The organism is Extensimonas soli (genome assembly GCF_029211265.1).
GTDB lineage: Bacteria > Pseudomonadota > Gammaproteobacteria > Burkholderiales > Burkholderiaceae_C > Extensimonas > Extensimonas soli.
Genome location: NZ_JARGEL010000013.1, coordinates 117,987 through 140,178 on the forward strand (window position 1 = coordinate 117,987; position 22,192 = coordinate 140,178).

17 protein-coding genes are annotated in these 22,192 nt (G+C 69.2%); 8 read left to right on the forward strand and 9 right to left on the reverse strand.

Going from position 1 to position 22,192, the window contains the following annotated elements; genetic code table 11:
• The first annotated feature begins 177 nt into the window (after positions 1-177).
• Positions 178-924: a pseudouridine synthase gene (locus PYV55_RS04695; protein WP_275849873.1), complete on the forward strand. Its 747-nt coding sequence runs from the start codon at positions 178-180 to the stop codon at positions 922-924.
• Between the two features lie 471 nt (positions 925-1,395).
• On the opposite strand, the gene PYV55_RS04700 is transcribed toward PYV55_RS04695, so the two are convergent.
• Together PYV55_RS04700 and PYV55_RS04705 are read right to left on the reverse strand one after the other, a co-directional pair.
• Positions 1,396-3,804 carry a glycoside hydrolase family 15 protein gene (locus PYV55_RS04700; RefSeq protein WP_275849532.1) on the reverse strand — a complete coding sequence of 803 codons (2,409 nt, stop codon included), beginning with the start codon at positions 3,802-3,804 and terminating at the stop codon, positions 1,396-1,398.
• A gap of 129 nt (positions 3,805-3,933) precedes the next feature.
• Positions 3,934-4,860: a sulfite exporter TauE/SafE family protein gene (locus PYV55_RS04705; protein WP_275849874.1), complete on the reverse strand. Its 927-nt coding sequence runs from the start codon at positions 4,858-4,860 to the stop codon at positions 3,934-3,936.
• A gap of 123 nt (positions 4,861-4,983) precedes the next feature.
• On the opposite strand from PYV55_RS04705, the gene PYV55_RS04710 reads away from it, so the two are divergent.
• Positions 4,984-5,928, forward strand: a complete 945-nt coding sequence (locus PYV55_RS04710; protein ID WP_275849533.1) for an ATP-binding cassette domain-containing protein — start codon at positions 4,984-4,986, stop codon at positions 5,926-5,928.
• Positions 5,929-6,072: 144 nt separating this feature from the next.
• Here the strand turns inward: PYV55_RS04710 and priA are convergent, their stop codons facing one another.
• Positions 6,073-8,184: a replication restart helicase PriA gene (priA, locus tag PYV55_RS04715; RefSeq protein WP_275849534.1), complete on the reverse strand. Its 2,112-nt coding sequence runs from the start codon at positions 8,182-8,184 to the stop codon at positions 6,073-6,075.
• A gap of 21 nt (positions 8,185-8,205) precedes the next feature.
• On the opposite strand from priA, the gene PYV55_RS04720 reads away from it, so the two are divergent.
• Positions 8,206-8,451: a hypothetical protein gene (locus PYV55_RS04720; RefSeq protein ID WP_275849535.1), complete on the forward strand. Its 246-nt coding sequence runs from the start codon at positions 8,206-8,208 to the stop codon at positions 8,449-8,451.
• A gap of 314 nt (positions 8,452-8,765) precedes the next feature.
• Here the strand turns inward: PYV55_RS04720 and hemE are convergent, their stop codons facing one another.
• The 4 genes from hemE to PYV55_RS04740 all read right to left on the reverse strand — a co-directional run bounded on the left by hemE (position 8,766) and on the right by PYV55_RS04740 (position 13,698).
• Positions 8,766-9,935 (reverse strand): uroporphyrinogen decarboxylase, encoded by a 1,170-nt coding sequence (gene hemE, locus PYV55_RS04725; protein ID WP_275849536.1) that lies wholly within the window; start codon positions 9,933-9,935, stop codon positions 8,766-8,768.
• A gap of 68 nt (positions 9,936-10,003) precedes the next feature.
• Positions 10,004-11,155, reverse strand: coding sequence for a tRNA preQ1(34) S-adenosylmethionine ribosyltransferase-isomerase QueA (gene queA / locus PYV55_RS04730; protein ID WP_275849537.1), 1,152 nt, complete (start codon positions 11,153-11,155; stop codon positions 10,004-10,006).
• Positions 11,156-11,267: 112 nt separating this feature from the next.
• Positions 11,268-12,383: a 1-phosphofructokinase family hexose kinase gene (locus tag PYV55_RS04735; RefSeq protein WP_275849538.1), complete on the reverse strand. Its 1,116-nt coding sequence runs from the start codon at positions 12,381-12,383 to the stop codon at positions 11,268-11,270.
• A gap of 40 nt (positions 12,384-12,423) precedes the next feature.
• Complete coding sequence (locus PYV55_RS04740) at positions 12,424-13,698, reverse strand: cyclic di-GMP phosphodiesterase (RefSeq protein ID WP_275849539.1); 1,275 nt, start codon at positions 13,696-13,698, stop codon at positions 12,424-12,426.
• 200 nt (positions 13,699-13,898) lie between these two features.
• Here PYV55_RS04740 and recG point away from each other — a divergent pair, with 200 nt between their 5' ends.
• The 3 genes from recG (at position 13,899) to PYV55_RS04755 (ending at position 19,077) form a co-directional block, all read left to right on the forward strand.
• Positions 13,899-16,106, forward strand: a complete 2,208-nt coding sequence (gene recG / locus PYV55_RS04745; protein WP_275849875.1) for an ATP-dependent DNA helicase RecG — start codon at positions 13,899-13,901, stop codon at positions 16,104-16,106.
• Positions 16,107-16,195: 89 nt separating this feature from the next.
• Positions 16,196-18,070, forward strand: a complete 1,875-nt coding sequence (locus PYV55_RS04750) for a DEAD/DEAH box helicase (RefSeq protein WP_275849540.1) — start codon at positions 16,196-16,198, stop codon at positions 18,068-18,070.
• A gap of 41 nt (positions 18,071-18,111) precedes the next feature.
• Positions 18,112-19,077 (forward strand): LysR substrate-binding domain-containing protein, encoded by a 966-nt coding sequence (locus PYV55_RS04755; RefSeq protein WP_275849541.1) that lies wholly within the window; start codon positions 18,112-18,114, stop codon positions 19,075-19,077.
• Positions 19,078-19,123: 46 nt separating this feature from the next.
• Here the strand turns inward: PYV55_RS04755 and PYV55_RS04760 are convergent, their stop codons facing one another.
• Positions 19,124-19,438 (reverse strand): YdhR family protein, encoded by a 315-nt coding sequence (locus PYV55_RS04760; RefSeq protein WP_275849542.1) that lies wholly within the window; start codon positions 19,436-19,438, stop codon positions 19,124-19,126.
• 52 nt (positions 19,439-19,490) lie between these two features.
• Between PYV55_RS04760 and PYV55_RS04765 the strand changes: the two genes are divergently transcribed.
• Entirely contained in the window at positions 19,491-19,661 is a 171-nt protein-coding gene (locus PYV55_RS04765) for a hypothetical protein (protein ID WP_275849543.1), read from the forward strand.
• 22 nt (positions 19,662-19,683) lie between these two features.
• On the opposite strand, the gene PYV55_RS04770 is transcribed toward PYV55_RS04765, so the two are convergent.
• Complete coding sequence (locus PYV55_RS04770; RefSeq protein ID WP_275849544.1) at positions 19,684-20,709, reverse strand: 2-hydroxyacid dehydrogenase; 1,026 nt, start codon at positions 20,707-20,709, stop codon at positions 19,684-19,686.
• Between the two features lie 190 nt (positions 20,710-20,899).
• On the opposite strand from PYV55_RS04770, the gene PYV55_RS04775 reads away from it, so the two are divergent.
• Complete coding sequence (locus PYV55_RS04775) at positions 20,900-22,177, forward strand: THUMP domain-containing class I SAM-dependent RNA methyltransferase (RefSeq protein ID WP_275849545.1); 1,278 nt, start codon at positions 20,900-20,902, stop codon at positions 22,175-22,177.
• The last annotated feature ends 15 nt before the right edge of the window (positions 22,178-22,192 follow it).

A 22,192-nucleotide genomic window follows, 5' to 3' on the forward strand; every position in this document is an offset into this window, starting at 1 on the left:
AACCCCGCACATCCAGCGAATCAAGCGAATCCAGCGAATCAAGCGAATCCCGTGCGCCCGGTGCTGCGCCGGCCTGCATCTGCCAAGGCCGCCCCGCCTGCGGCGCGCCTGCCCAGGGCGGCGGCTGCGTCTGAACCTGCCCCAAGCCCCGGGCCCACTGCGGGCGGCGATGCCACCATGCGCCTGAACAAGCGCATGGCCGAGCTCGGTTTGTGCTCGCGCCGCGAGGCCGACGCGTGGATCGCGCAGGGCTGGGTGCGCGTCAATGGCCGCGTGGCCGCCGTGGGGCAGCAGGTGGGGCTGCAGGATCGCATCGAGCTGGATGCGCGTGCGCAGGGCCAGCAGCAGCGGCTGGTGACGTTCCTGCTGCACAAGCCCATGGGCTACGTGAGCGGGCAGGCCGAAGACGGGCACACGCCCGCCGTGACGCTGATCCAGCCGCGCAACCACTGGCGCGAAGACCCGAGCCGCATACGCTTTGATGCGCAGCAGCTGCGCGGGCTGGCGCCGGCGGGGCGGCTCGACAGCGACTCGGTCGGCCTGCTCGTGCTCACGCAGGACGGGCGCGTGGCGCGGCAGATCATCGGTGAAGACTCGGTCATGGAAAAGGAATACCTCGTGCGCGTGCAGTACGGCGCGGTGAGCAGCAACGTGCAGGCAGCCTTTCCTGCGGCGCAGCTCGCGCGCCTGCGCCACGGCCTGGCGCTCGACGGCCAGCCGCTGCAGCCCGCGCGCGTCGAATGGCAAAACCCCGAGCAGCTGCGCTTCGTGCTCACCGAGGGCAAGAAGCGCCAGATCCGCCGCATGTGCGAGCTCGTGGGCCTGCGCGTCGTCGGGCTCAAGCGCATCCGCATCGGGCGCGTGACCCTGGGCGCGCTGCCGCCCGGGCAGTGGCGCTATCTGCTGCCGCATGAGCAGTTCTGAGCGCACCGCGCAATTTTTGGGTTAAACCCAGATTGTCCATTAGGCGGTGCTGCGCACCTACGCGGGCGTTGGCGGACGTCTGCCGGTCATTTTGGCCGCGGCTTCGGCGTCCATGGCACTGGCCATGGACTTCTCACCCGCGACCAAACTGCCACGCCAGCCGCCTCGCCACCATCCCGCGTCCTAACGAACAATCTGGGTTAAATCGGCCCAAAGCCAAGGCGCATCAAGCACTGGCAGCTATCAAAACAGATGGTTAGGCGGTGCTTGGCACCTGCGCGGGCGGCTGGCGGTCATTTTGGCTGCAGCAAAGAAACCCGTCATTGCGAGCCCCGTAGGGGCGCGGCAATCCAGTCCCGTCCTTGGCTGCGCACGTAGGCGCTGTTTCGACGGCCCCATGGATTGCCGCGGGCCTTCGGCCCTCGCAATGACGGGGAAAGATCATCCCGCGTCTTCATGAACAATCCAGGCTCAGCCCACCTCCACCGCATAGTCCACGCCGCGCCAGCCACCGCCCTCGTGCCAGCGCCAGGTGAAGTCGATGTGCGTGGCGTGGGTGAGGGCGGCGGCTTCGACTTCCAGCACGTGCAGGCCTATGGGCAGCGCGCGGCTGTCCTGCTCGCGCACGTCCTGCCAGCCGTCGCGCCCCCAGTGCAGGCGCGCGGGGCGCGGCAGCAGCAGCAGGAGCCCCTGGCCGCGTGCGATCTGCGTAATCGGCGCGGCCTCGCTCCAGCACGCGAGCGCGGCTTCGGGGCGGCGGCCCTGGTAGCGCGCGGCCACGGCGGGCGGCTGGTCGATCACGCGGCCGAACTGGCGCGAGAGCACGAGCTTGATGAACTCGGCATGCGCCCAGGCGAGCGGCATCGCGCCGCCCGTGGGCCGGCCGGGGAACAGAAAGCGCTCGGGGATGGGCTGCGGCTCGTCCCACACCTGCTCGGGCAACAGGCCCAGCGGGCTGGCCATGCGCGCCATGGCTTCGAGGTAGGGCAGCGGATCGCGCCCGGCGGCGAGTTCGTAATGGCCGCGCTCGCCCGTGAGCAGCGGCCAGCCGCGCCCGATGCCGCTGCCGTCGTGGGCACTGCCGTCGGCATGCTCGCCGTAGCCGTCGCCAAGGTAGCGGCGCCACACTGGGCCGCTGGGCGTATCGCGGCGCAGCAGCGCGTCGGCAAGGATGAGCGTGTCGCGCACCAGCGCATCGTCGGGCGCACGCAGGCCAAAGCGCACCAGCTGCAGAAAGTCCACGCCCACCGTTTCGGCCGCGCGCTGGCCGGGGTCGTGGCGGTGGTTTTTGATCGGCAACACCTGCTGCAACGCCGCCGGCCCTTGCCAGAGCACCTGCGGCGGCGCGATGCGCGTGTAGTAGGCGGCCACGCCGTGGCGCTGCGCGAGCGGCGTGGCGCGGGCCGCGGTCCAGTCCTCGATGCGGCTGTTCCAGTAGTCGGCCAGCGCGAGCAGCACGCGCGCCGATGCGGCATCGACGAAGCGGCTGCCCGCCACGAGCGCGGCGATCAGCGTGGCCAGCGTGAAGGCGTTGAGGCCGGCGTTTTCCTCCCAGCGGTCTTGCGGACTGCTCGGGCCGTTGAGCGCAAGATGGCGCAGCGCCGCGGCCGCCATGGGCGCGGCGTGCAGGCCGTGCAGCGCGTCGCGCTCGGCCAGGCTCGCGGCAAGCAGCACGGGCAGGGCGGTTTCGTCGAGCTGGATGCCGGCCCAGTACGCGCGCCCGCCCAGCCACTGGTTCTGGTACCAGCGGCCGTCGGCCTGCTGCGTGGCGATCAGGTAGGCCAGGGTGTTGCGGCAGGCGTGGTGGTCGCCGAGCGCGAGCAGCGCGCCCGCGCATTCGACCAGGTCGCGCGGCCACACCAGGTGGTAGCCGCCCGGCGAGTCGGAGCTGCTGCCCCACGGAATGCTCAGGCTCGCGACGGCGGCGCCGGGGTAGGTGCGGTCGAGGTGGCTGCGCAGCACCAGCGCCGAGACGGCGAATTCGCGCTTCACCGCGGACGTGAGGCCGGCCGCGCTCGGCGCCTTGCGGTGCGGCGACAGCCCGCGCCGGCGCCAGTCGCGCCAGCCGCGCACGTAGGCTTCGAGGCGCTTGGCAAACGGCGCCGCGAGCGCGCTCGCCGCAAGCGTGGCCGCGGCCACCGGGCTGCTGGCCAGGCCCAGCGCAAGCACCGCATGCCGGCTGCGCAGCGCGCCCGTGAGCGCCACGTTGCCGGGGCCGGCCTCGGCATACGCCCAGGTCATGGCGCCGTGGCGCGCAAAGTCCTGCCAGCCGTCGGAGTAGCCCACGTAGCCGGCGCTGGCCTGCGCGAAGGCGTCCTGCCCGTTGGCGTCGCAGGCGAGCAGCGCGAGGCCGAACGGCCCCTGCTCGGCCCAGAGCACGCGCCGCCCGCCATGGCGCGCGACTGCGGCGCGGTTGTGCTGGCCGGTGCTGCCCAGGTGCGGCGCCAGCAGCACATAAGGGCGCAAGTCTTCATCGCCGCTCAGCACGACTTCGATCAGCAGCACCTCGCGTTCCACGTCGCTGCAAATGCGCAATTGCAGCGTGAAGCGCGGATGCCGGTGCACGATGATCGGCGCGGGCACGCCGCTGTGCACCAGGCGCAGCTGGCGGTCTGTGAGGCGCTTGACCTCGACCCAGAAGCCCGCGCCGTCGGCAACGATGAAGCCCAGGTCGCGCGTTTGCGGGATGTCTATGCGCGGGCCATAGACCTCGTTGACGATGCCGTGGCCGCAGGTGAACCACAGGCGCGAACCTTCGGCGGCCGTGCCGACCAGGTCTTTGTCGCTGCTGCTCCAGGTGGGCGCGATGCCGGGTGCGCCGGGCGCCGTGCCCTGTGGCTCGGCGGAGATTGGGCTGGCGGGGTGGTCGGGTGGGGCCATGCACGTTTTATACCGCCGTTGCGCCGCGCGTGCTTTGTGCGGCGAAAGGGGGGGTGAAAGGGGGGGTGAAAGGGGGGTGAAAGGGGGGTGAAAGGGGGGTGAAAGAGTGCTTTGGCGCTCAAAGGCTGATCAGCCGCGCCAGAAAAACAGCCCCGCCATCACGAGCCCCGTGGCCACGATGCCGGCGCGCAGCCAGGGCGCGGGAATGCGCCGCGCCAGGCGCGCGCCGCCGTAGCCGCCCGCCGTGGCCGCGAGCATCATGGCCAGTGCCTGCGGCCAGGCGACGAGGCCGCCAGCCGCGTAGATCAGCACGGCAATCGCCGTGAGCAGGGCCGAGACCAGGTTCTTGAGCCCGTTGGCCGCATGCAGCCGCGTCTGCCCGAGCAGGCCGAACAGCGCGAGCAGCAAAATCCCCAGCCCGCCGTTGAAGTAGCCGCCATACGCCGCCACGGCGAGCACGCCGGCCTGCGCGCGCAGGCGTGCCGCGGGCGTTACGGCGTGCGCCGTCGCGTCGGGCCGCGCAGCCGGGCGCAGACGCGGGCCTAGGAGCCAGTCGGACTTTGGAGCCGTCGGCTGCGAATGTGCCGCAGCGGCCCATTTTTTACCGTCTTCTTGCCCCATAGTCCCGCTATGGGGCGGCGAATCCGGCAAAAACTGGCCTCGCTGGGGCGCATTCTCGCTATCGACGCCCAAAGTCCGACAGGCTCCTAGCGCGAACAGCGCCGTCGCGGCGAGCAGCAGCCAGGGCACGACGCGGCGAAAGGTGGCGTCGGGCGTGGCCAGCAGCAAGAGCGCGCCCAGCGCCCCGCCCACGAGCGACAGCCCCATGACGGCGCGCAGCGTGAGCCCCGGCGGCGGCGCCAGGTCTTCACGGAAACCCCAGGCGCTCGCGATGTAGCCGGGAAACAGCGCCACGGTGCCGGTGGCGTTGGCCATCACGGGCGGCACGCCGCTGAAGACCAGCGCCGGCAGCGTCAAAAAGCTGCCGCCACCGGCCACCGCGTTGAGGGCGCCGGCGGTGCAGGCCGCGGCGAGCAGGAGCAGGATTTCGAGCATGGGTTCTGGCATGGGGAGCGGGTTTGCTTGAAAAAGGTGGCGCTGCGCATGGAGGAGCGAGCAAGTTGCCGTCTGGGCGCTGTATGGGTGCCGTCTGGGCGCCGCTTCGCAGACAATCGGGCCATGGATTTTCCCCTGTTCCAAGCCCAGCACCTGCGCAAAAGCTACGGCGACCATGCCGTTGTCGATGACCTGTCGTTTCACATCGATGCGGGCGAATGCCTGGGCATCATCGGCCCGAACGGCGCGGGCAAGACCACCACACTGCGCATGTGCCTGGGCCAGGCCGTGCCCGACGCGGGCAGTGTGCGCTTTACCGCCGAGCCGGGCGCGGCGCCGCTGTACATGCCGCGCGACGCGCTCGCGATCAAGGCGCAGCTTGGCGTGGTGGCGCAGTTCGACACGCTGGATCCCGACTTCAGCTGCGCTGAGAACCTGCGCATCTATGGGCGCTACTTTGGCCTGGGGCGCGGCGTGATGGACGCGCGCGTGCCGCAGCTGCTCGAATTTGCCGCGCTCGCCAGCAAGGCTGCGGCCCGGCCCGCGGAGCTCTCGGGCGGCATGCGGCGGCGTCTGTCGCTTGCGCGGGCGCTGGTCAACGATCCGCGCCTGCTCCTGCTCGACGAGCCCACGACGGGGCTGGACCCGCAGGCGCGCCACCTGATGTGGGAGCGCCTGCAGTTGTTGCTGCAGCAGGGCAAATCGATCCTGCTGACCACGCACTTCATGGACGAGGCCGAGCGCCTGTGCACGCGCCTGCTGGTGCTCGACCACGGCCGCAAGATTGCCGAAGGCGCGCCGCGCGCGCTGATCGCCGAGCACCTGGAGCGCGAGGTGGTCGAGGTCTATGGCGTGGGGGCGCTCGCACTCGCGCAGGACGCCGCGCTGCGCGCGCTCGCGGCGCGCGTGGAGACGAGCGGCGAGACGGTGTTTTTCTATACCGCCGACGCGCGCCCCTTGCTGCACGCGCTCGAAGCCTGGCCGCAGCTGCGCACGCTGCACCGTCCGGCCAATCTGGAGGACTTGTTCCTCAAGCTCACGGGGCGGCAGATACGGGACGAGGGCTGAGTCCCTGGTAGGCTGGGTTGCAACCCAGCCTACTTTTGATAGCTGCTTGCGCTTGATGCGCCTTGGGTTTGGCCGGTTTTTTCATAAAACGCCGCGTGCGCTGTGTGCCTGCCCGGGATGGCGCATCCCAATCCCCTTGCGGCATCAGATCGCGAGTGGATCGACGTCGATCAGCCAGCGGATCAGCCCCTTGTGCGCGGGCTCGGCGCGCGTGGCGTGCAAGAGCGGCTGCCACGCGGCCAGAAAGCGCTGCAGCGCGGTGCGGTGCTGGCTCTCGAGCAGCATTTGCGCGCGCTCCACGTTGGCCACGCGCTGGATCGCGAGCGGCACGGGCGGGTAGAGCGTGACCTGGGCAAGCTCGGGCAGCGCCTGCGCGGCTTCGCTTGCGGCGCGCAAAAAGCCTTGGGCGACGTCCTGCGTGCGTGCGTCGGCGCGCACGAGCGCCTGGAAGCTGAACGGCGGCAGGCCCGCGGCGGCGCGCTCTTGCAGCTGCTGCGCGGCGAAGGCCGGGTAGTCGTGGCGCTTGAGCGCTTCGAACACGGGGTGGCGCGGGTGGCTGGTCTGCACCCACATCTCGCACGGCGTGCCCTGCGCGGCCATGTAGGCGGCGTCGCGCCCGGCGCGGCCTGCGGCCTGCATGAGCAGCGCAAACAGGCGCTCGGGCGCGCGAAAGTCGCTCGAAAACAGCGCGCCGTCGGGCTGCACCGCGGCCACGAGCGTGATGCGGCGAAAGTCGTGGCCCTTGGCGATCATCTGCGTGCCCACGAGCACGTCGACCTCGCCCGCGTGCACCTGCGCGAGCTGGCTTTGCAGCGCCCCCTTGGCGCGCGTGCTGTCGGCGTCTATGCGCACGATGCGCGCGGGCGTGCCGTCGGGGCGCAGCACGGGTGCGAGCAGCTCGGCCAGCTGCTCTTCGAGCTGCTCGGTGCCGCGGCCTATGGGCACGATGTCCAGGCTGCCGCAGGCCGGACAGGCGCGCGGCACGCGCTGCGTGGTGCCGCAGTGGTGGCAGCGCAGCGTGCGGTCGAGCTTGTGGAACACCTGGTGCGCGCTGCAGTGCGGGCAGTCGCTTTTCCAGTCACAGTCGGCGCAGTGCAGCACCGGGGCGTAGCCGCGCCGGTTGAGCAGGATCATGCTCTGCTCGCCGCGCGCCACGCGCTCGGCGATGGCCGCGAGCAGCGGCGGCGAAAGCACGCTGCGCCGCGGCTGCTGGTTCATGTCCACGCGGCGCACGCGCGGCAGCGCGCCCGCGCCGATGCGGCTGGGCATGTGCAGGCGCAGGTAGCGCCCGCCCGCGGGGTCTTCGGGCGTCGCTGGGCGGCTTGCGTGCCAGCTCTCGAGCGAGGGCGTGGCCGAGCCCAGGATCACCTTCGCGCCCTGCGCGCGTCCGCGCCAGAGGGCCAGGTCACGCGCCGAATAGCGCGCGCCCTCTTGCTGTTTGTAGCTCGGGTCGTGTTCCTCATCGACGACGATCAGGCGCAGGCCCGGCAGGCTCGCGAACACGGCCATGCGCGTGCCCAGCACGATGCGCGCGCGGCCCGCGTGCGCCGCGAGCCAGCTCGCCAGGCGCTGCGCGTGCGTCATGCCGCTGTGCAGCGCCACCACCGCCGCGGCGCCAAAGCGCGGCGCGAAGCGCGCGCGAAAGCGCTCTTCGAGCTGCGGCGTGAGGTTGATCTCGGGCACCATCACGAGCGCCTGTGCGTCGGGCGCCGCCGCGAGCGCCTCTTGCACGCAGCGCAGATAGACTTCGGTCTTGCCGCTGCCCGTGCTGCCGAACAGCAAGAAAGGCCCGGGTTCAGAGACAATTTGGGCTCTGGCGCTTTCCTGCTCTGCGCTGAGCACTACGTTTTCGATAGTTTCCGCAGACGCCTCGGGCGCGGGCGTGCTGCGCCGCAGGCGGCGCGCGATTTGCTCGGTGCTGAGCGTGCGCAGCTGCGGCGGCAGCGCCGCAAGCGCCACTTCGCCCAGGCTGCGCTGGTAGTAGCGCGCCGTGAAAGCCACGAGCCGGCGCCAGTGCGCATCGAGCGGCGCAAGCCCCTCGAGCACGCCCGCGATGGGCCGAATCTCCACCCCTGCCGCGGGCGGCGGCGCGGCGCCGTCCCACACCACGCCCAGCACCTCGCGCGCGCCCAGCGGCACGCGCACCAGCGTGCCCGGCGGCAGCGGCGCCGCGCTCGCGTAGCTCAGCAGATCGCCCAGGCCGCTGTGCACCGGGGCGTGCACGGCGACGGGGACGAGGTGCGGCAAATCAGACATGGTGGTGGAAGAAAAAGCGCCATGGGCTTGATTTTTCAGGGCTTTGGGCGTGTGTCCGCAGTTTCTGTGGATAACTTTGTTGACATCCTGCGTGCACCGGGCGCCAGGCCGCATGGCTGCGTGGGTTGGCTGGGCTGCATGAAAATTCAGCAAAAAAAGAAAATCCTTATGAATCAATCATCTTTTGCGCTGTCCAGGGTTTTCCAGAGATGCGCAGGTGGGCAAATGTCTGGTTGCGCTGCATCAAAAAATATGTGCACAAGTTGAATTTTCTGTATCTGTCAAGGCCCGGTTTGGGGGCATTTTTGTGCTAGCTGCGCTTGCGCATCGGGTCTGTTTTCTCTGTTTTGGCGTGCAAGTGCTTGATTCGACGGGAGTTTTTGCTGCACCTCACAATTTCTGTGGATAACTTTGTGGACAGGCTTTGTAAGTGCCTTGCAAAGCCTTGTCGCGCCGTGCTTTGCTCACTTTGCCCAGGAAACGCGCAGGGGTTTGAGTGCTCGAAAAATCAATGGGTTAGAAAAACTTCGGGGCTCACGCAGTCCCCCACGGCCCGCACCGCATTGGTGCCCATGGCGCGCTCAGCGCGCCGCAGACTGTGCACAAGTGATGCTTTGGCGTTGCATGCGCGAATAGCTGTGCACGGCTTCGACGAGTGCCGTCACATGCTCGGGCGGCGTGAACTGGCTGATGCCGTGGCCGAGGTTGAAGATATGCGTGGGGCCGCACGTGCTGCGCTCGCAGTGCGGCGCGCCGAAGCTCGCGAGTGCCTGCTGCACCTGCTGCTCGATCTGCGCGGGCGGGGCAAAAAGCACGTTCGGGTCCAGGTTGCCCTGCAGCGCCTTGCCGGGCCCGCCCACCGCGCCGCCGACCAGCGCGCGCGCCTTGCCCAGGTGCGCCGTCCAGTCCAGCCCCAGCACCTCGCAGTCGAGCGCGCGCATGTCTTCGAGCCACTGCGTGCCGCCCTTGGTGAAGACGATGCGCGGCACGTCCTGCCCGTCGGCGCCCGTGCGCTGCAGCTGCGCGAGCACGCGCGCCGTGTAGGCCAGGCTGAACTGCTGGAAGGCACCGTCGGCCAGCACGCCGCCCCAGCTGTCGAACACCATCACGGCCTGCGCGCCCGCGTCGATCTGCGCGTTCAGGTACGCGGCGACGGCGTCCGCGTTCACCGCGAGGATGCGGTGCATGAGGTCGGGGCGGCTGTAGAGCAGGGTCTTGACGAGCCGGTAGTCGCTGCTGCCCTTGCCTTCGACCATGTAGCACGCGAGCGTCCAGGGGCTGCCCGAAAAGCCGATCAGCGGCACGCGCCCTTGCAGCGCGCGGCGGATGCTGGTGACGGCGTCGAACACGTAACGCAGCTTGTCGAGGTCGGGCACGGCGAGCCGGGCCACGTCGGCCTCGTCGCGCACGGCCTGCGCAAAGCGCGGGCCTTCGCCCTCGGCAAACGACAGGCCCAGGCCCATGGCGTCGGGCACGGTGAGGATGTCGCTGAACAAGATCGCGGCGTCGAGCGCAAAGCGCTCGAGCGGCTGCAGCGTGACTTCGGTGGCGTAATCCACGTTTGTCGCCAGGCCCATGAAGCTGCCCGCCTTGGCGCGCGTGGCCTTGTATTCGGGCAGGTAGCGGCCCGCCTGGCGCATCAGCCAAACGGGGGTGTAGTCGGTGGCCTGGCGGCGGCAGGCGCGCAGAAAACAGTCGTTGCGCAGCGGCGCGAACGCAGTGGAGTGGGGGGGAGAAACCGGGGCAGTCATGCGGGCGATTGTCGCAGGCCGGCTGGCGCCGCTCCCGCCGTTACTGTTCTTTGCTCCACCTCCGCCCTCTACTCCGCCTCCACCGTGCACCGCGCGAGCAGCATTGCGTCGCCGTAGCTGAAAAAGCGGTAGCGCTGCGCGATCGCGTGGCGGTACAGCGCCATGGTGTGCGCGTAGCCCGCAAAGGCGCTCACGAGCATCATCAGCGTGCTCTTGGGCAAGTGGAAGTTGGTCACGAGCAAGTCCACCACCTGGAACGCAAAGCCCGGCGTGATGAAGATGTCGGTCTCGCCGCGCGTGTGCCCCGAGCGCGCCCAGGATTCGAGCGTGCGCACCGTGGTCGTGCCCACGGCGACCACGCGCCCGCCGCGCGCCCGGCAGCGCGCAAGCGCCTCGAGCGTGGCGGCGGGGATGTCGTACCACTCGCTGTGCATGCGGTGCTCGGCCAGGTTCTCGGTCTTGACGGGCTGGAAGGTGCCCGCGCCCACGTGCAGCGTGACGTTTGCGCGCTCCACGCCACGCGCGGCCAGCGCGGCGAGCACGCCCGCGTCGAAATGCAGCGCCGCCGTGGGCGCGGCCACGGCGCCGGGCTGGCGCGCGAACACGGTCTGGTAACGCTCGGCGTCCTGCGCTTCCTGGGCAGCCTGCGCGGCATCGGCCGACTGCTGCGCGCGCTCTATGTAGGGCGGCAGCGGCATGTGGCCGTAGCGCTCCAGGAGCGCATAGGGCGTCGCATCGGGCGTCGCATCGGGCGCGTTTGCCGGGCCGTGCAGCGCAAGGCGAAAGAGCGGTCCGTCGGCGTCGGGCCAGCGCCCGAGCAGCGTGGCCGTGAAGCCACCGCGCTGCGGCCCGCCCGCGATCAGCAGCGTGCTGCCCACGCGCGGCTTTTTGCTGACCTTCATGTGCGCGACGACCTCGTTGCCTGCGAGCACGCGCTCGATCAGCAGCTCCAGCTTGCCGCCGCTGGCTTTCTCGCCAAACAGGCGCGCCCTGAGCACGCGCGTGTCGTTGAACACGAGCAGGTCGCCCGGCTGCAGCAGCGCGGGCAGATCACGAAAGACGCGATCCACGGGCTGCGCGCCGCGCCCGTCGAGCAGGCGCGCGGCGCTGCGCTCGGGCGCGGGGTGCTGCGCGATCAGCTCGGGCGGCAGATCGAAATCGAAGTCTTGCAGCGTGAAGTGGCGCGGCGCGCCGGGGTCGGTGGGGGCGGAAAAAGGCATGGCAAGAGGGGCTGGACAGGCCCGCAGTGAAGGAAAGGGCGCGAGTATGGCAAAGCCGGGAGCACAGCGCTGTGTCCCAGACCTTTGTCTTTGCAGCGTCAGGGGATGGGAATTACTGCACTGGCACCGCCTGCACCACCACCTGCGGCAGCAGGCGCTGCACATCGGCCACCTGGGCGAGCGCGGTGCCGGGTGCGAGCAGCGTCGCGGCGCCGGCGGCCATGCCCCAGCGCAGCGCTTCGGGTGGCGGCTCGCCTTGCTCGAGCGCCCACAAAATCGCCGCCAGAAAACAGTCGCCCGCACCCGTGGTGCCGGTGGTCGTGGGCACGGGCAAGGCGGGGGCCTGCCAGACGCCGTCGCGGCTTGCGATCAGCCCGCCTTGCGCGCCCAGCGACAGCGCCACGAGCTCGGCCTGGCCACTGCGCACCAGGCCTTGCGCAGCGGCCTGCCAGGCGGGCGCGTCGGGCAGTGCCTGGCCGGTCAACTCGCGCAATTCGCGCAGGCTGGGCTTGACCAGCGCCGCGCCGACCTGCAGCGCTGCAGCGAGCGCCGGGCCCGAGCTGTCGAGGACGAAGCGTGCGCCCTTGCGCTGTGCGATGCGCGCCGCCTGCGCGTAAAAATCGTCAGGCACGCCGGGCGGCAGGCTGCCGCTTGCGACGAGCCAGCGTGGCGCGTTGGCCAAGGATGCGAGCTGCGCCAGCATGGCTTGCCATTCGGCGGCGGCGAGCGTGGGGCCGGGCAGCACGAAGCGAAACTCTTGCCCCGTGGCGGTTTCGATCACGGAAAGGTTTTCGCGCGTGTCGTCGGCGATGGGCAGGCACAGCGCGAGCACGCCTTCTTGTTGCAGCAGTTGCTGCACCTTGGCGCCGGCCGGCCCACCCGTGAGCGTCCAGGCCGCCACGTCGGCGCTTAGGAGCCTGTCGGACTTTGGAATCGTCGGCTGCGAATGCACCGCAGCGGCCCATTTTTTACCGTCTTCTTGCCCCATAGCACCACTATGAGGCGGCGAATCCGGCAAAAACGGGTCTCGCTGGGGCGCATTCTCGCTTTCGACGCCCAAAGTCCGACAGGCTCCCAGGCGGTGCAACAGCCGCGCCACGTTGATACCGCCGCCGCCCGCGTAGCGCGTGACGGGGCCGCAGCGCAGTTTGTGCGTGGGCAGCACGCGCTCGGCGGTGGTGGACAAGTCCAGGGCGGGGTTCGGGGTCAGCGTGAGGATGGCGGGCATGGGTGTGGCAGCAAGAGGGCCGGGCCGACACGCCAGCGCATCACCATGGCTGACCAGACTGGCCCGACCAGAGCTCGTTCAGGTCGGGGAAGTTCCATTGTGCCGGGTCTTCGCGGGCCACGATTTTCTCGGAGCAGCCGGGGGCGGACAGGTCGATCACCTCGGGCGGAATGCGCAAGTCCGACTTGGTCGAGAAAAACACCTTCACGCAGGGCATGAGCAGCGACTTGCCGCTTTGCTGCGTGACCACGCCGATGCGCCCCGACGCCAGGCGCACGAGCGAGCCCACGGGGTAGATGCCTATGCTTTTGACGAAGGCCTGAAAGAGCTTGGCGTCGAAGTGGTCGCGCGTCCACTCGGCCATGCGGCGCAGCGACTCGGACGGGTCCCAGCCGTTTTTGTAGGGGCGGTTCGAGGTGATGGCGTCATAGACGTCGCAGATCGCGGCCATTTTGGCGATCAGCGAGATTTGCTCGCCTGCGAGCTTGTCGGGATAGCCCGAGCCGTCGATTTTTTCGTGGTGGTGCAGCACGGCGTCGAGCACGGCTTCGTGCAGGTCGCCTTTGCGGCGCAGCAGCGCCCAGCCGCGTGCGGGGTGCTTGCGCATGAGCGCAAACTCCTCGTCGGTGAGTTTGCCGGGTTTGTTGAGTACCGTCAGCGGGATGAAGGCTTTGCCCAGGTCGTGCAGCAGCCCGGCCATGCCCGCGATCTGCGTCTGCTCCTCGTCGAGCCCGATCTGGCGCGCCAGCGCCACCATGAGCCCGCTCACGGCCACCGAGTGCATGTAGGTGTAGTCGTCCGCCGTCTTGAGCCGTGCCAGGCTGATGAGCGCGCTGGGGTTGCGCGTCATCGAGTCGGAAATTTGCTCGACGATGGCGCGTGAGGTGGCTGCGTCAGCCGCCTTGCCCATGCGCGCTTCGCGGAACATATCGATCATGGCCTGCTTGGACGCCTGGCAGATCGACGCCGCGGCTTGCAGTTCGGCGTCCATCGAAGTCGGGGCGAGGGCGCGTGCCGGGGTCGGCGGGCTGGCAGAGACGGTGAACGCCGGCAGCTCGTCGAGCATGCCGAAATCGGTGTCGATTTGCGCGTCAGCCTGTTCGCGCGTGGTCGCGGGGGTGCCGGCCGGCACGTCCAGGCCTTTGTCGGTATCAATCCAGACTTCGTGGATCGAGGTGGCGCGGATGCGGTCGAGGTCTTTGGGGTCTTTGAGCAGGAATTGCGCGCGCCAGAATGGGTGCTCCATCCAGGAGCCGCAAAACTCGTGCAGGTACATGCCCAGGGTCAGGCTTTGAACGGGGATGCGTTTGAGCATGGAGGAAGATTTTGTGCGAAGGCTGCGTTCGGACGCTGGTGCAGGAACATGCACCCATGCGGTGCGCAATTGTAAGGGGCGGTAACTCGAGTTGGCACTCGAGTTGGCCGCAGGGGGCATGATAGGCTTTGCGCTGCATTTTCCTGCTTCTCACCATGCCCGCTTCCTCGAACGCCGCCGCTGATGTGCGCACCGCCGCCATGCAGGAAGCGCCGGGCATCGCGCCAGACAAGCCGGCCAAGGATGCGCGCAAAGCCGCGCCGAGCGGCCCGCAAAAAGCCCTGCGCAAGCTCGGCCTGGTGCGCGACATCGACCTGGCGCTGCACCTGCCGCTGCGCTACGAGGACGAAACGCGCATCACGCCGCTCGCGCAGGCGCGCGACGGGCAGGTGGTGCAGATCGAGGCCACGGTCACGGCCAGCGAAGTGCAGCTGCGCCCGCGCCGCCAGCTGCTCGTCACGGTGGAGGACGGCACGGGCAGCTGCGTGCTGCGTTTTTTCAGCTTCTACCCGTCGCAGCAAAAGGCGCTGGCCGTGGGCGCGCGCCTGCGCATCCGCGGCGAGGTGCGCGGCGGCTTCTGGGGGCGGCAGATGCTGCACCCGGCGTTTCGCCCCGCGGAGGGTGAGCTGCCTGCCGCGCTCACGCCCGTCTATCCGAGCACGGCGGGCCTGCCCCAGCCGTATTTGCGCCGCGCCGTGCTGACGGCGCTCTCGCGCGCCGACCTGTCCGAGACTTTGCCTGCGGGCGTCGCGCCGCCCGGCGGCAGCGTTTTTTTGCATGAAAATGGCCAAAAGTCTTTGTGCAGTCTGCGTGAGGCGCTCTTTTTTTTGCACAAACCCGCGCCCGACGTCGCGCTTTCCACGCTCGAAGACCGCAGCCACCCGGCGTGGCAGCGCCTCAAGGCCGAGGAGCTGCTCGCGCAGCAGCTGTCGCAGTGGCAGGCGCGGCGCGAACGCGCGCGGCGGCGCGCCCCGCAGCTGCGCGCGCCAGCCGGGGAGCTGCCCGAGCAATTGCTTGCGGCGTTGCCGTTCGAGCTCACCGCAGCGCAGCGCCGCGTGAGCGCGGAGATCGCGCACGACCTCGCGCGCGTGCAACCCATGCACCGCCTGCTGCAAGGCGACGTGGGCTCGGGCAAGACGGTGGTCGCGGCGCTCGCCGCGGCCACGGCCATCGCTGCGGGCTGGCAGTGCGCGCTCATGGCGCCGACCGAAATCCTCGCCGAGCAGCACTTTGCCAAGCTGGTCGATTGGCTCGCACCGCTGCTCGCACCGCGCGGCCAGTGCGTGGCCTGGCTCACGGGCAGCCAGAAGACAAAAGCGCGCGCCGAAATGCTCGCGCTGATCGCCTCGGGCCAGGCCGCGCTGGTCGTGGGCACGCACGCGGTGATTCAAGCGCAGGTGCGCTTTGCCCGCCTGGGCCTGGCCATCATCGACGAGCAGCACCGCTTCGGCGTCGCGCAACGGCTCGCGCTGCGCCAGAAGCTGTCGGCATCGGCACCGGAATCTTGTCAGACTGTGGGCGGCGCAAGCGGGCATGCGCCGCAGCCGACGATGCCAGAGGCTGACAGATTTTTGGAGCCGCACCTCTTGATGATGAGCGCCACGCCCATCCCGCGCACGCTGGCCATGAGCTACTACGCCGACCTGGACGTCTCGACCATCGACGAGCTGCCGCCGGGCCGCACGCCCGTGGTCACCAAACTGGTGGCCGAACAGCGCCGCGGCGAGGTCATAGAGCGCATCCGCGCCCAGCTTGCGCAGGGGCGGCAGGTGTATTGGGTCTGCCCGCTGATCGAGGAGAGTGAGGCGCTCGACCTGAGGAATGCGACGGCGACGCACGCCGAGCTCAGCGCGGCCCTGCCCGGCGTGCGCGTGGGCCTGCTGCACGCGCGCATGCCCAGCGCCGAGAAAAAAGCCGTCATGGCGCAGTTCAGCGCAGGGCAGATGGCCGTGCTCGTCAGCACCACGGTGATCGAGGTGGGCGTGGACGTGCCCAACGCGAGCCTGATGGTGATCGAGCACGCCGAGCGCTTCGGCCTGAGCCAGCTGCACCAGCTGCGCGGGCGCGTGGGGCGCGGCAGCGCGGCCTCGGCCTGCGTGCTGCTCTATGCCACGGGCGAGAGCGGGCGCCTGGGCGAGACGGCGCGCGCGCGCCTCAAGGCCATGCTGGAAACCAGCGACGGCTTCGAGATCGCGCGGCGCGACCTGGCCATCCGCGGCCCCGGCGAATTCCTGGGCGCGCGCCAGTCGGGCGAAGCCATGCTGCGCTTTGCCGACCTGGCCACCGACCAGGCCCTGCTCGAATGGGCGCGCGCCCTCGCGCCGCAGATGCTCGACCAACACCCCGAATTGGCCGCCCGCCACGTGGCGCGCTGGCTCGGCGGCAAGGCGGAGTATTTGAAAGCCTGAAATTGCACGGGCTGCGCACGGGGCGGCGTCTATCATTGGGCAGAAACAGGCACCCCCCAGCGACGTCGCACACAGCGCGATACCAGCCCATGGCCCTCTTTCCCCAAGGTTTGACCCAGATCGACAAGCGCTGCGCGAATGCGGGCGAGCGCGCCGTGCTGCACCAGCTCAAGCGCTGCCTGTCCGACGACTACCTGGTCTGGCACGACGTGCCCATAGGGCCGAAGGCGCGCCAGCCCGACTTCGTGGTCTTCAGCCCGCGGCGCGGCTTGCTGATTCTGGAGGTCAAGCACTGGGCCTGGGGTTCGCTGCGCGCCTACAACCGGGACAGCGTGGAACTGGCCACGGCGCGCGGCCTCGTCACCGTGGTGCACCCCTTGCTGCAGGCGCGCGGCTATGCGCTGGAGCTCAACGAAGTGCTGGAGCGCGACCCCGCGCTGATCCAGGACGCGCCGCCGTTTCGCGGCAAGTCGCGCGTGCCCTATGGCTGGGGCTGCGTGCTGTCGAACGTGCGGCGCAAACAGGTCGAGGGCACGGACTTTGCCGAGGTGTTCCCGGACTTCAAAACCCTGCTGCGCGACGACCTTTCCGAAGAGCTCGATCCTTACGAATTCGAAAAACGCCTGTGGGGCATGTACGCGGGCTGGACGCCGCAGGCGCTGACGCTGCCGCAGCGCGACCGCGTGCGCTGGCACCTGTTTCCGGAAGTGCGCGTGCAGCAGGCCTCCCTGTTCGAGGCGCAGGAGCAGACCGCCCCCACGCTCGCGCTGCCCGACCTGATGCAGGTGATGGACCTGCAGCAGGAACAGGTCGCGCGCACGCTGGGCGAAGGGCACCGCGTGATCCACGGCCCGGCGGGTTCGGGCAAGACCATGATCCTGATCTTCCGTGCGCAGCAGCTGGCGGCTGCGGCAGCGCCCGAGCGGCCGATCCTGGTGCTGTGTTTCAACCGCATCCTGGCCCAGCGCATCGAGGGCAGCCTGCGCCAGCGCGGCGTCGATGAACGCGTGCAGGTGCGCACCTTCCACGGCTGGTGCCAGGACATGGTGCGCACCTACCAGCTCGACGTGCCGCAGCATCTGGCGGGTGATGCCTACTTTGTTGCGCTGGCCGAAACGGTGGAGCGTGCCGTGGCGCGCGGCCTGGTGCCGGGCGGGCAATACCTGGCGCTGCTGATCGATGAGGCGCACGACTTCGAGGACGCCTGGCTGCGCGTGGCCGCGCGCATGGTCGATCCGGCGACGAGCGCGCTGCTCGTGCTGTACGACGACGCGCAATCCATTTACCAAAAAAAGCGCCGCAGGTTCAACTTCGCCAGCGTGGGCATTCAGGCCCAGGGGCGCACCAGCATTCTCAAGCTCAACTACCGCAACACCGCCGAAGTGCTGGCCCTGGCCATGCACTGCGCCCAAGGCTTGCTGGCCGACCGGCCCGCCACCGACGACCAGATGCAGGCCGTGCAGCCGTCCAGCGCAGGCCGGCGCGGCCCGCTGCCGGTACTGCTGCAGGCCCCCAATGTGCGCGCAGAGGCCGAACTGGTGGCAGAGCGCATCGCCCAGGCCCTGGCCGACGGGCGTGCGCCCGACGAGGTCGCCGTGCTGTTTCGCACCCGCCAGCGCATGGTGCTGGTCGCCGCGGCACTGCAGCGCCGTGGCATCGCCGTGCAGTCCATGGCGACGCCGGGCTTTCGCACCTTCGTGTGGAAGCACCCCAGCGTCAGGCTGATGACGCTGCACAGCTCCAAGGGACTGGAGTTTCCGCTCGTGGTGATTGCGGGGCTCGACGCCCTGCCTTGGAAGGGCGAGCCCCTGGACGAGGAACTGCGCCTGCTTTACGTCGGCATGACGCGCGCCACGCACGAGCTCGTGCTGTCAGCTGCCGGCACCTCGCCCATGGTGCAGCGGGTGCACAATTCGCTCGAAGCCGTGGCGCTGCAGTTTGCAGAGCAAGAAGCGCATGTTTGACGGGCGCAAGAAGCCAATTTTCCTATCTGTACCATTCGCCCATGACCCTCACCGAGCTCAAATACATCGTCGCGCTCGCGCGCGCCAAGCACTTCGGCCACGCTGCAGAGGCCTGCCATGTCTCGCAGCCCACGCTGTCGGTGGCGATCAAAAAGCTCGAGGACGAGCTCGACGTCAAGCTCTTCGAGCGCACGGCCGGCGAGGTGGCCGTCACGCCGCTGGGCGAAGAGATCGTGCGCCAGGCGCAAGTCGTGCTGGAGCAGGCCGCGGCGATCAAAGAGATCGCGCAGCGCGGCAAAGACCCGCTTGCAGGCGTGCTGCACCTGGGCGTGATCTACACCATAGGCCCTTACCTGCTGCCCGAACTGGTGCGCCGCAGCATGGAGCGCACGCCGCAAATGCCGCTGCTGCTGCAGGAAAACTTCACGCTCAAGCTGCTCGACATGCTGCGCACGGGCGAGATCGACTGCGCGATCCTCGCCGAGCCCTTTCCCGACACCAACCTGGCCATCGCGCCGCTGTACGACGAGCCCTTCATGGCCGCCCTCCCGTCCCAGCATCCGCTGGCCCAGCGCAAGAGCGTGTCGGCCACCGAACTGCGCGACGAAACCATGCTGCTGCTCGGTGCGGGCCATTGCTTTCGCGACCAGGTGCTCGAGGTCTGCCCCGAATTTGCGCGCTTTTCCACCAACGTCGAGGGCATTCGCCGCACCTTCGAAGGCTCGTCGCTCGAAACCATCAAGCACATGGTGGCCGAGGGCATGGGCGTGACGCTGGTGCCGCAGCTCGCGGTGCCGCGCACCGCGCTGCCCGGCAACGCGCGCCGGCGCAAAACCGACGACGCCCTGGTGCGCTACCTGCCGCTGCACGGCGACGACAAGGGCCCGCCGCCCTCGCGCCGCGTGGTGTTGGCCTGGCGGCGCAGCTTCACGCGCTACGAGGCCATCGCCGCGCTGCGCAACGCCATCTATGCCTGCGAGCTGCCGGGCGTGACGCGGCTGACCTGAGCCACGTACCGCGCAAGTACCACGCAAGTACCGCGCCCAGCCGTTTTCACACCCCCGAGACGATCTCGTGCGTGAGGTTGTCCACGACCACGGGCGTGTGCAGGTAGGTGAGCTGCGGCGCGCTGCCGTACTTTTCGCGCACGAAGGCGCGCCAGGCGTCGTCGTACACGGCCTGCGCTGCTTCGCGGTTTTGCCACAGGTACACGCCGCCGGCCGTGCGCCCGTCCTCCGAGAGCACGTAATACTTGCGCAGCAGCCCGGGCAGGTTCTGGTAGCGCGGCGCGGTGCTGAGAAAAATCTTCTGTGCCTCCTCCTGCGTGATGGGCTGGGGCAGGGCGAAGGTGACGATGGCGGTGATCATGAAGGTCTCCTCGATGCTTCGTTATAAATAGCTGCTAGCAGCCTGTCGGACTTTGGACGTCGAAAGCGAGAATGTGCCCCAGCGAGGCCAGTTTTTGCCGGATTCGCCGCCCCATAGCGGGACTATGGGGCAAGAAGGCGGTAAAAAATGGGCCGCTGCGGCACATTCGCAGCCGACGATTCCAAAGTCCGACAGGCTGCTAGTGCTGGATGGTATTGCCTGAAGTGCCGATTTGGCATTGAAAATTAGGCCAACCGCGCGACGCGCTCCTGCCAGCGCGCGAGCACTTCGGGGTTCTTGGTGTAGAGCGCCGGCTCGCCGCGCAGGATGCGGCGCATGTTCTCGGCGATCGCCGTGCGCAGCGAGTCCATGGCCTCCCGGCCCTGGCCGATGATGTGCGGCGTCAGGATCACGTGGTCGCTGCCGACGAAAGCGCGCAGCGGGCTGTCGGGCGGCAGCGGCTCGTGCGCGAAGGTGTCGAGCGCAGCGCCGGCGATGCGGCGCTCCTGCAGCGCGCGGCACAGCGCCGCCTCGTCGATGGCCGCGCCGCGCGAGGTGTTGACGAGGTACGCCGTAGTCTTCATGAGGGAGAGCTCGCGCGCACCGATCAGCCCCTGCGTCTCGGCCGTCAAGGTGACGTGCAGGCTCACAAAATCCGCACGCTGCAGCAATGCGTCGAGCGGGACCCGCGTGGTGCCTGCCGGAGCCTGCTCCTGCGCCACGTAGGGATCGAAATACAACAGTTGCGCCTCCCAGCCGCGCAGGCGCTCGACCACGCCGCGTGCGATGCGGCCCATGCCCACGAACCCTATGGTGCTGCCGCGCACGCTGCGCGAAAAGAGCTCGCGCGGGCGCGGCGCGTTTTCGGCGAGCAGGCGCTGCTTGTAGGGCAGCTGCATGGCCAGCGCCGCGATCAGCATCACGGTGGACTCGGCCATGCCCAGGAAATTTTCGGGCGTGGCGCCGTGCGCCACCAGAATGCCCAGTTCCGTGGCGGCGGCGACGTCGATGTTCTCGACCCCGATCGCCGGCGCCACCACTGCGCGCAGCCGCGGCAGCGCCTGCAACAAAGCCCGATCGACGCGCAAGCCCGGGGTGGGGACGAGAACGTCCGCACGCTGCAGCAGCGGCAGCAGCGCCGTCGCATCGACATGCGGCGGCACTTCGTCCGCTGCCGGCCCGCGCACGATTTGGTTGCCTTGGCCGCTAAGCGCCTCGGCCATTGTGTCGCCTAACCAATCGCCGGGAATGAAAATCACGGGGGGGTTCATACTGCACTCCTGTGGGGCGGCACGGCTGCGCCGCAAAATGGCCACCCCGCGCGCCGAATAGGGTGGCGGGGCAGGCTCCGCTGCCCGGCCATGCGCCACCCTCTGCATACAGGGGCAATGTGCCAGGACAAGGCGTTTTCGACTCTATCAGGCAAGCACGCGGGTGACCTTGCCCTATGCTCCATTCCCCATGAACGCACTCCAACTCTTTTTGCCCTGCGCCGGCGGCGTGGAAGGCTATCTGGCCGATGAGGTTCACACGCTCACCGGGCGCACCGGGCAGGATTTGCTCGTCGGGCGCGGCGGCGTGCTGCTGCGCGCAGCCTGGCGCGACGCGCTGCGCCTGAACCTGCACAGCCGCCTCGCGCAGCGTGTGCTCGTGCTCTTGAACGAGCGCCCCTACCGCAGCGAAAACGACCTCTACGCGCTGGCCAGCGATGTCGCCTGGGAAGCCTGGTTCACCCCGCGCCAGAGCTTCAAGGTCGAAGTGAGCGCGCAGCACAGTCCGCTGCAGAGCCTGCACTTTGCCGGCCTGCGCGTGAAAGATGCCGTGGCCGACCGCTTCCGCGCCAAGACGGGCGTGCGCCCCGACGTGGACACCCAGCGGCCCGAGGTGCGCATCCACCTGCACCTAGGCCCCGACGAAGCCGCGCTCTACATAGACACCTCGGGCGAGCCGCTCTTCAAGCGCGGCTGGCGCCTCGACAAAGGCGATGCCCCGCTCAAGGAAACCCTGGCCGCAGCCATGCTCGCGGCAAGCGGCTGGAACCCGCTGGGCGACGCACCCGTGCCGCTCTACGACCCCTGCTGCGGCAGCGGCACCATCGTCATCGAGGCCGCGCAAATCGCCTGCCGCGTCCCGCCCGGGGCGCAGCGCCGCTTTGCATTCGAGCGCCTGCAGCCGTTTCAGGCGCATGTCTGGCAAGCGATCAAAGACGAAGCTGCCGAGGCAATCCAAACAAGCGCCATCCCCATTTTTGGCAGTGATGTTTCGCACCGCATGGCGGACTTTGCCCAGCGCAACGCCGAGCGCGCTGGGGTGGCGCAGGCCGTGCAGTTGCGCGGCGGCGATGCATTGCAACGCCTGCCGCCCTGCGCGCAGCCCGGCGTGCTGCTGCTCAACCCGCCCTATGGCGAGCGCATCGCCGCGGCAGGCCATGCGGGCCAAAACGCCGCCGCACGCGCCGCGCTGCGCGCGCAGGGCGCCGCCGTGGGCCGCGAGGCTGCACAAGTCGAAAGCAGCAGCGCGCAGGACGGCGAAGACGGCGGCGACTTTTTCCGCCAGCTCGCCGCGCACTGGAAAAAACACTACACCGGCTGGACCGCCTGGTTGCTCTCGCCCGACCCCAAGCTGCCCAGCAAGATGCGCCTCAAGGAATCACGCCGCATCCCGATGTGGAACGGCCCCATCGAATGCCGCCTGTTCCGCTTTGACTTGGTGCAAGGCAGTGCGCGCCCATCACGGTAGGGGGGACGACGGTGC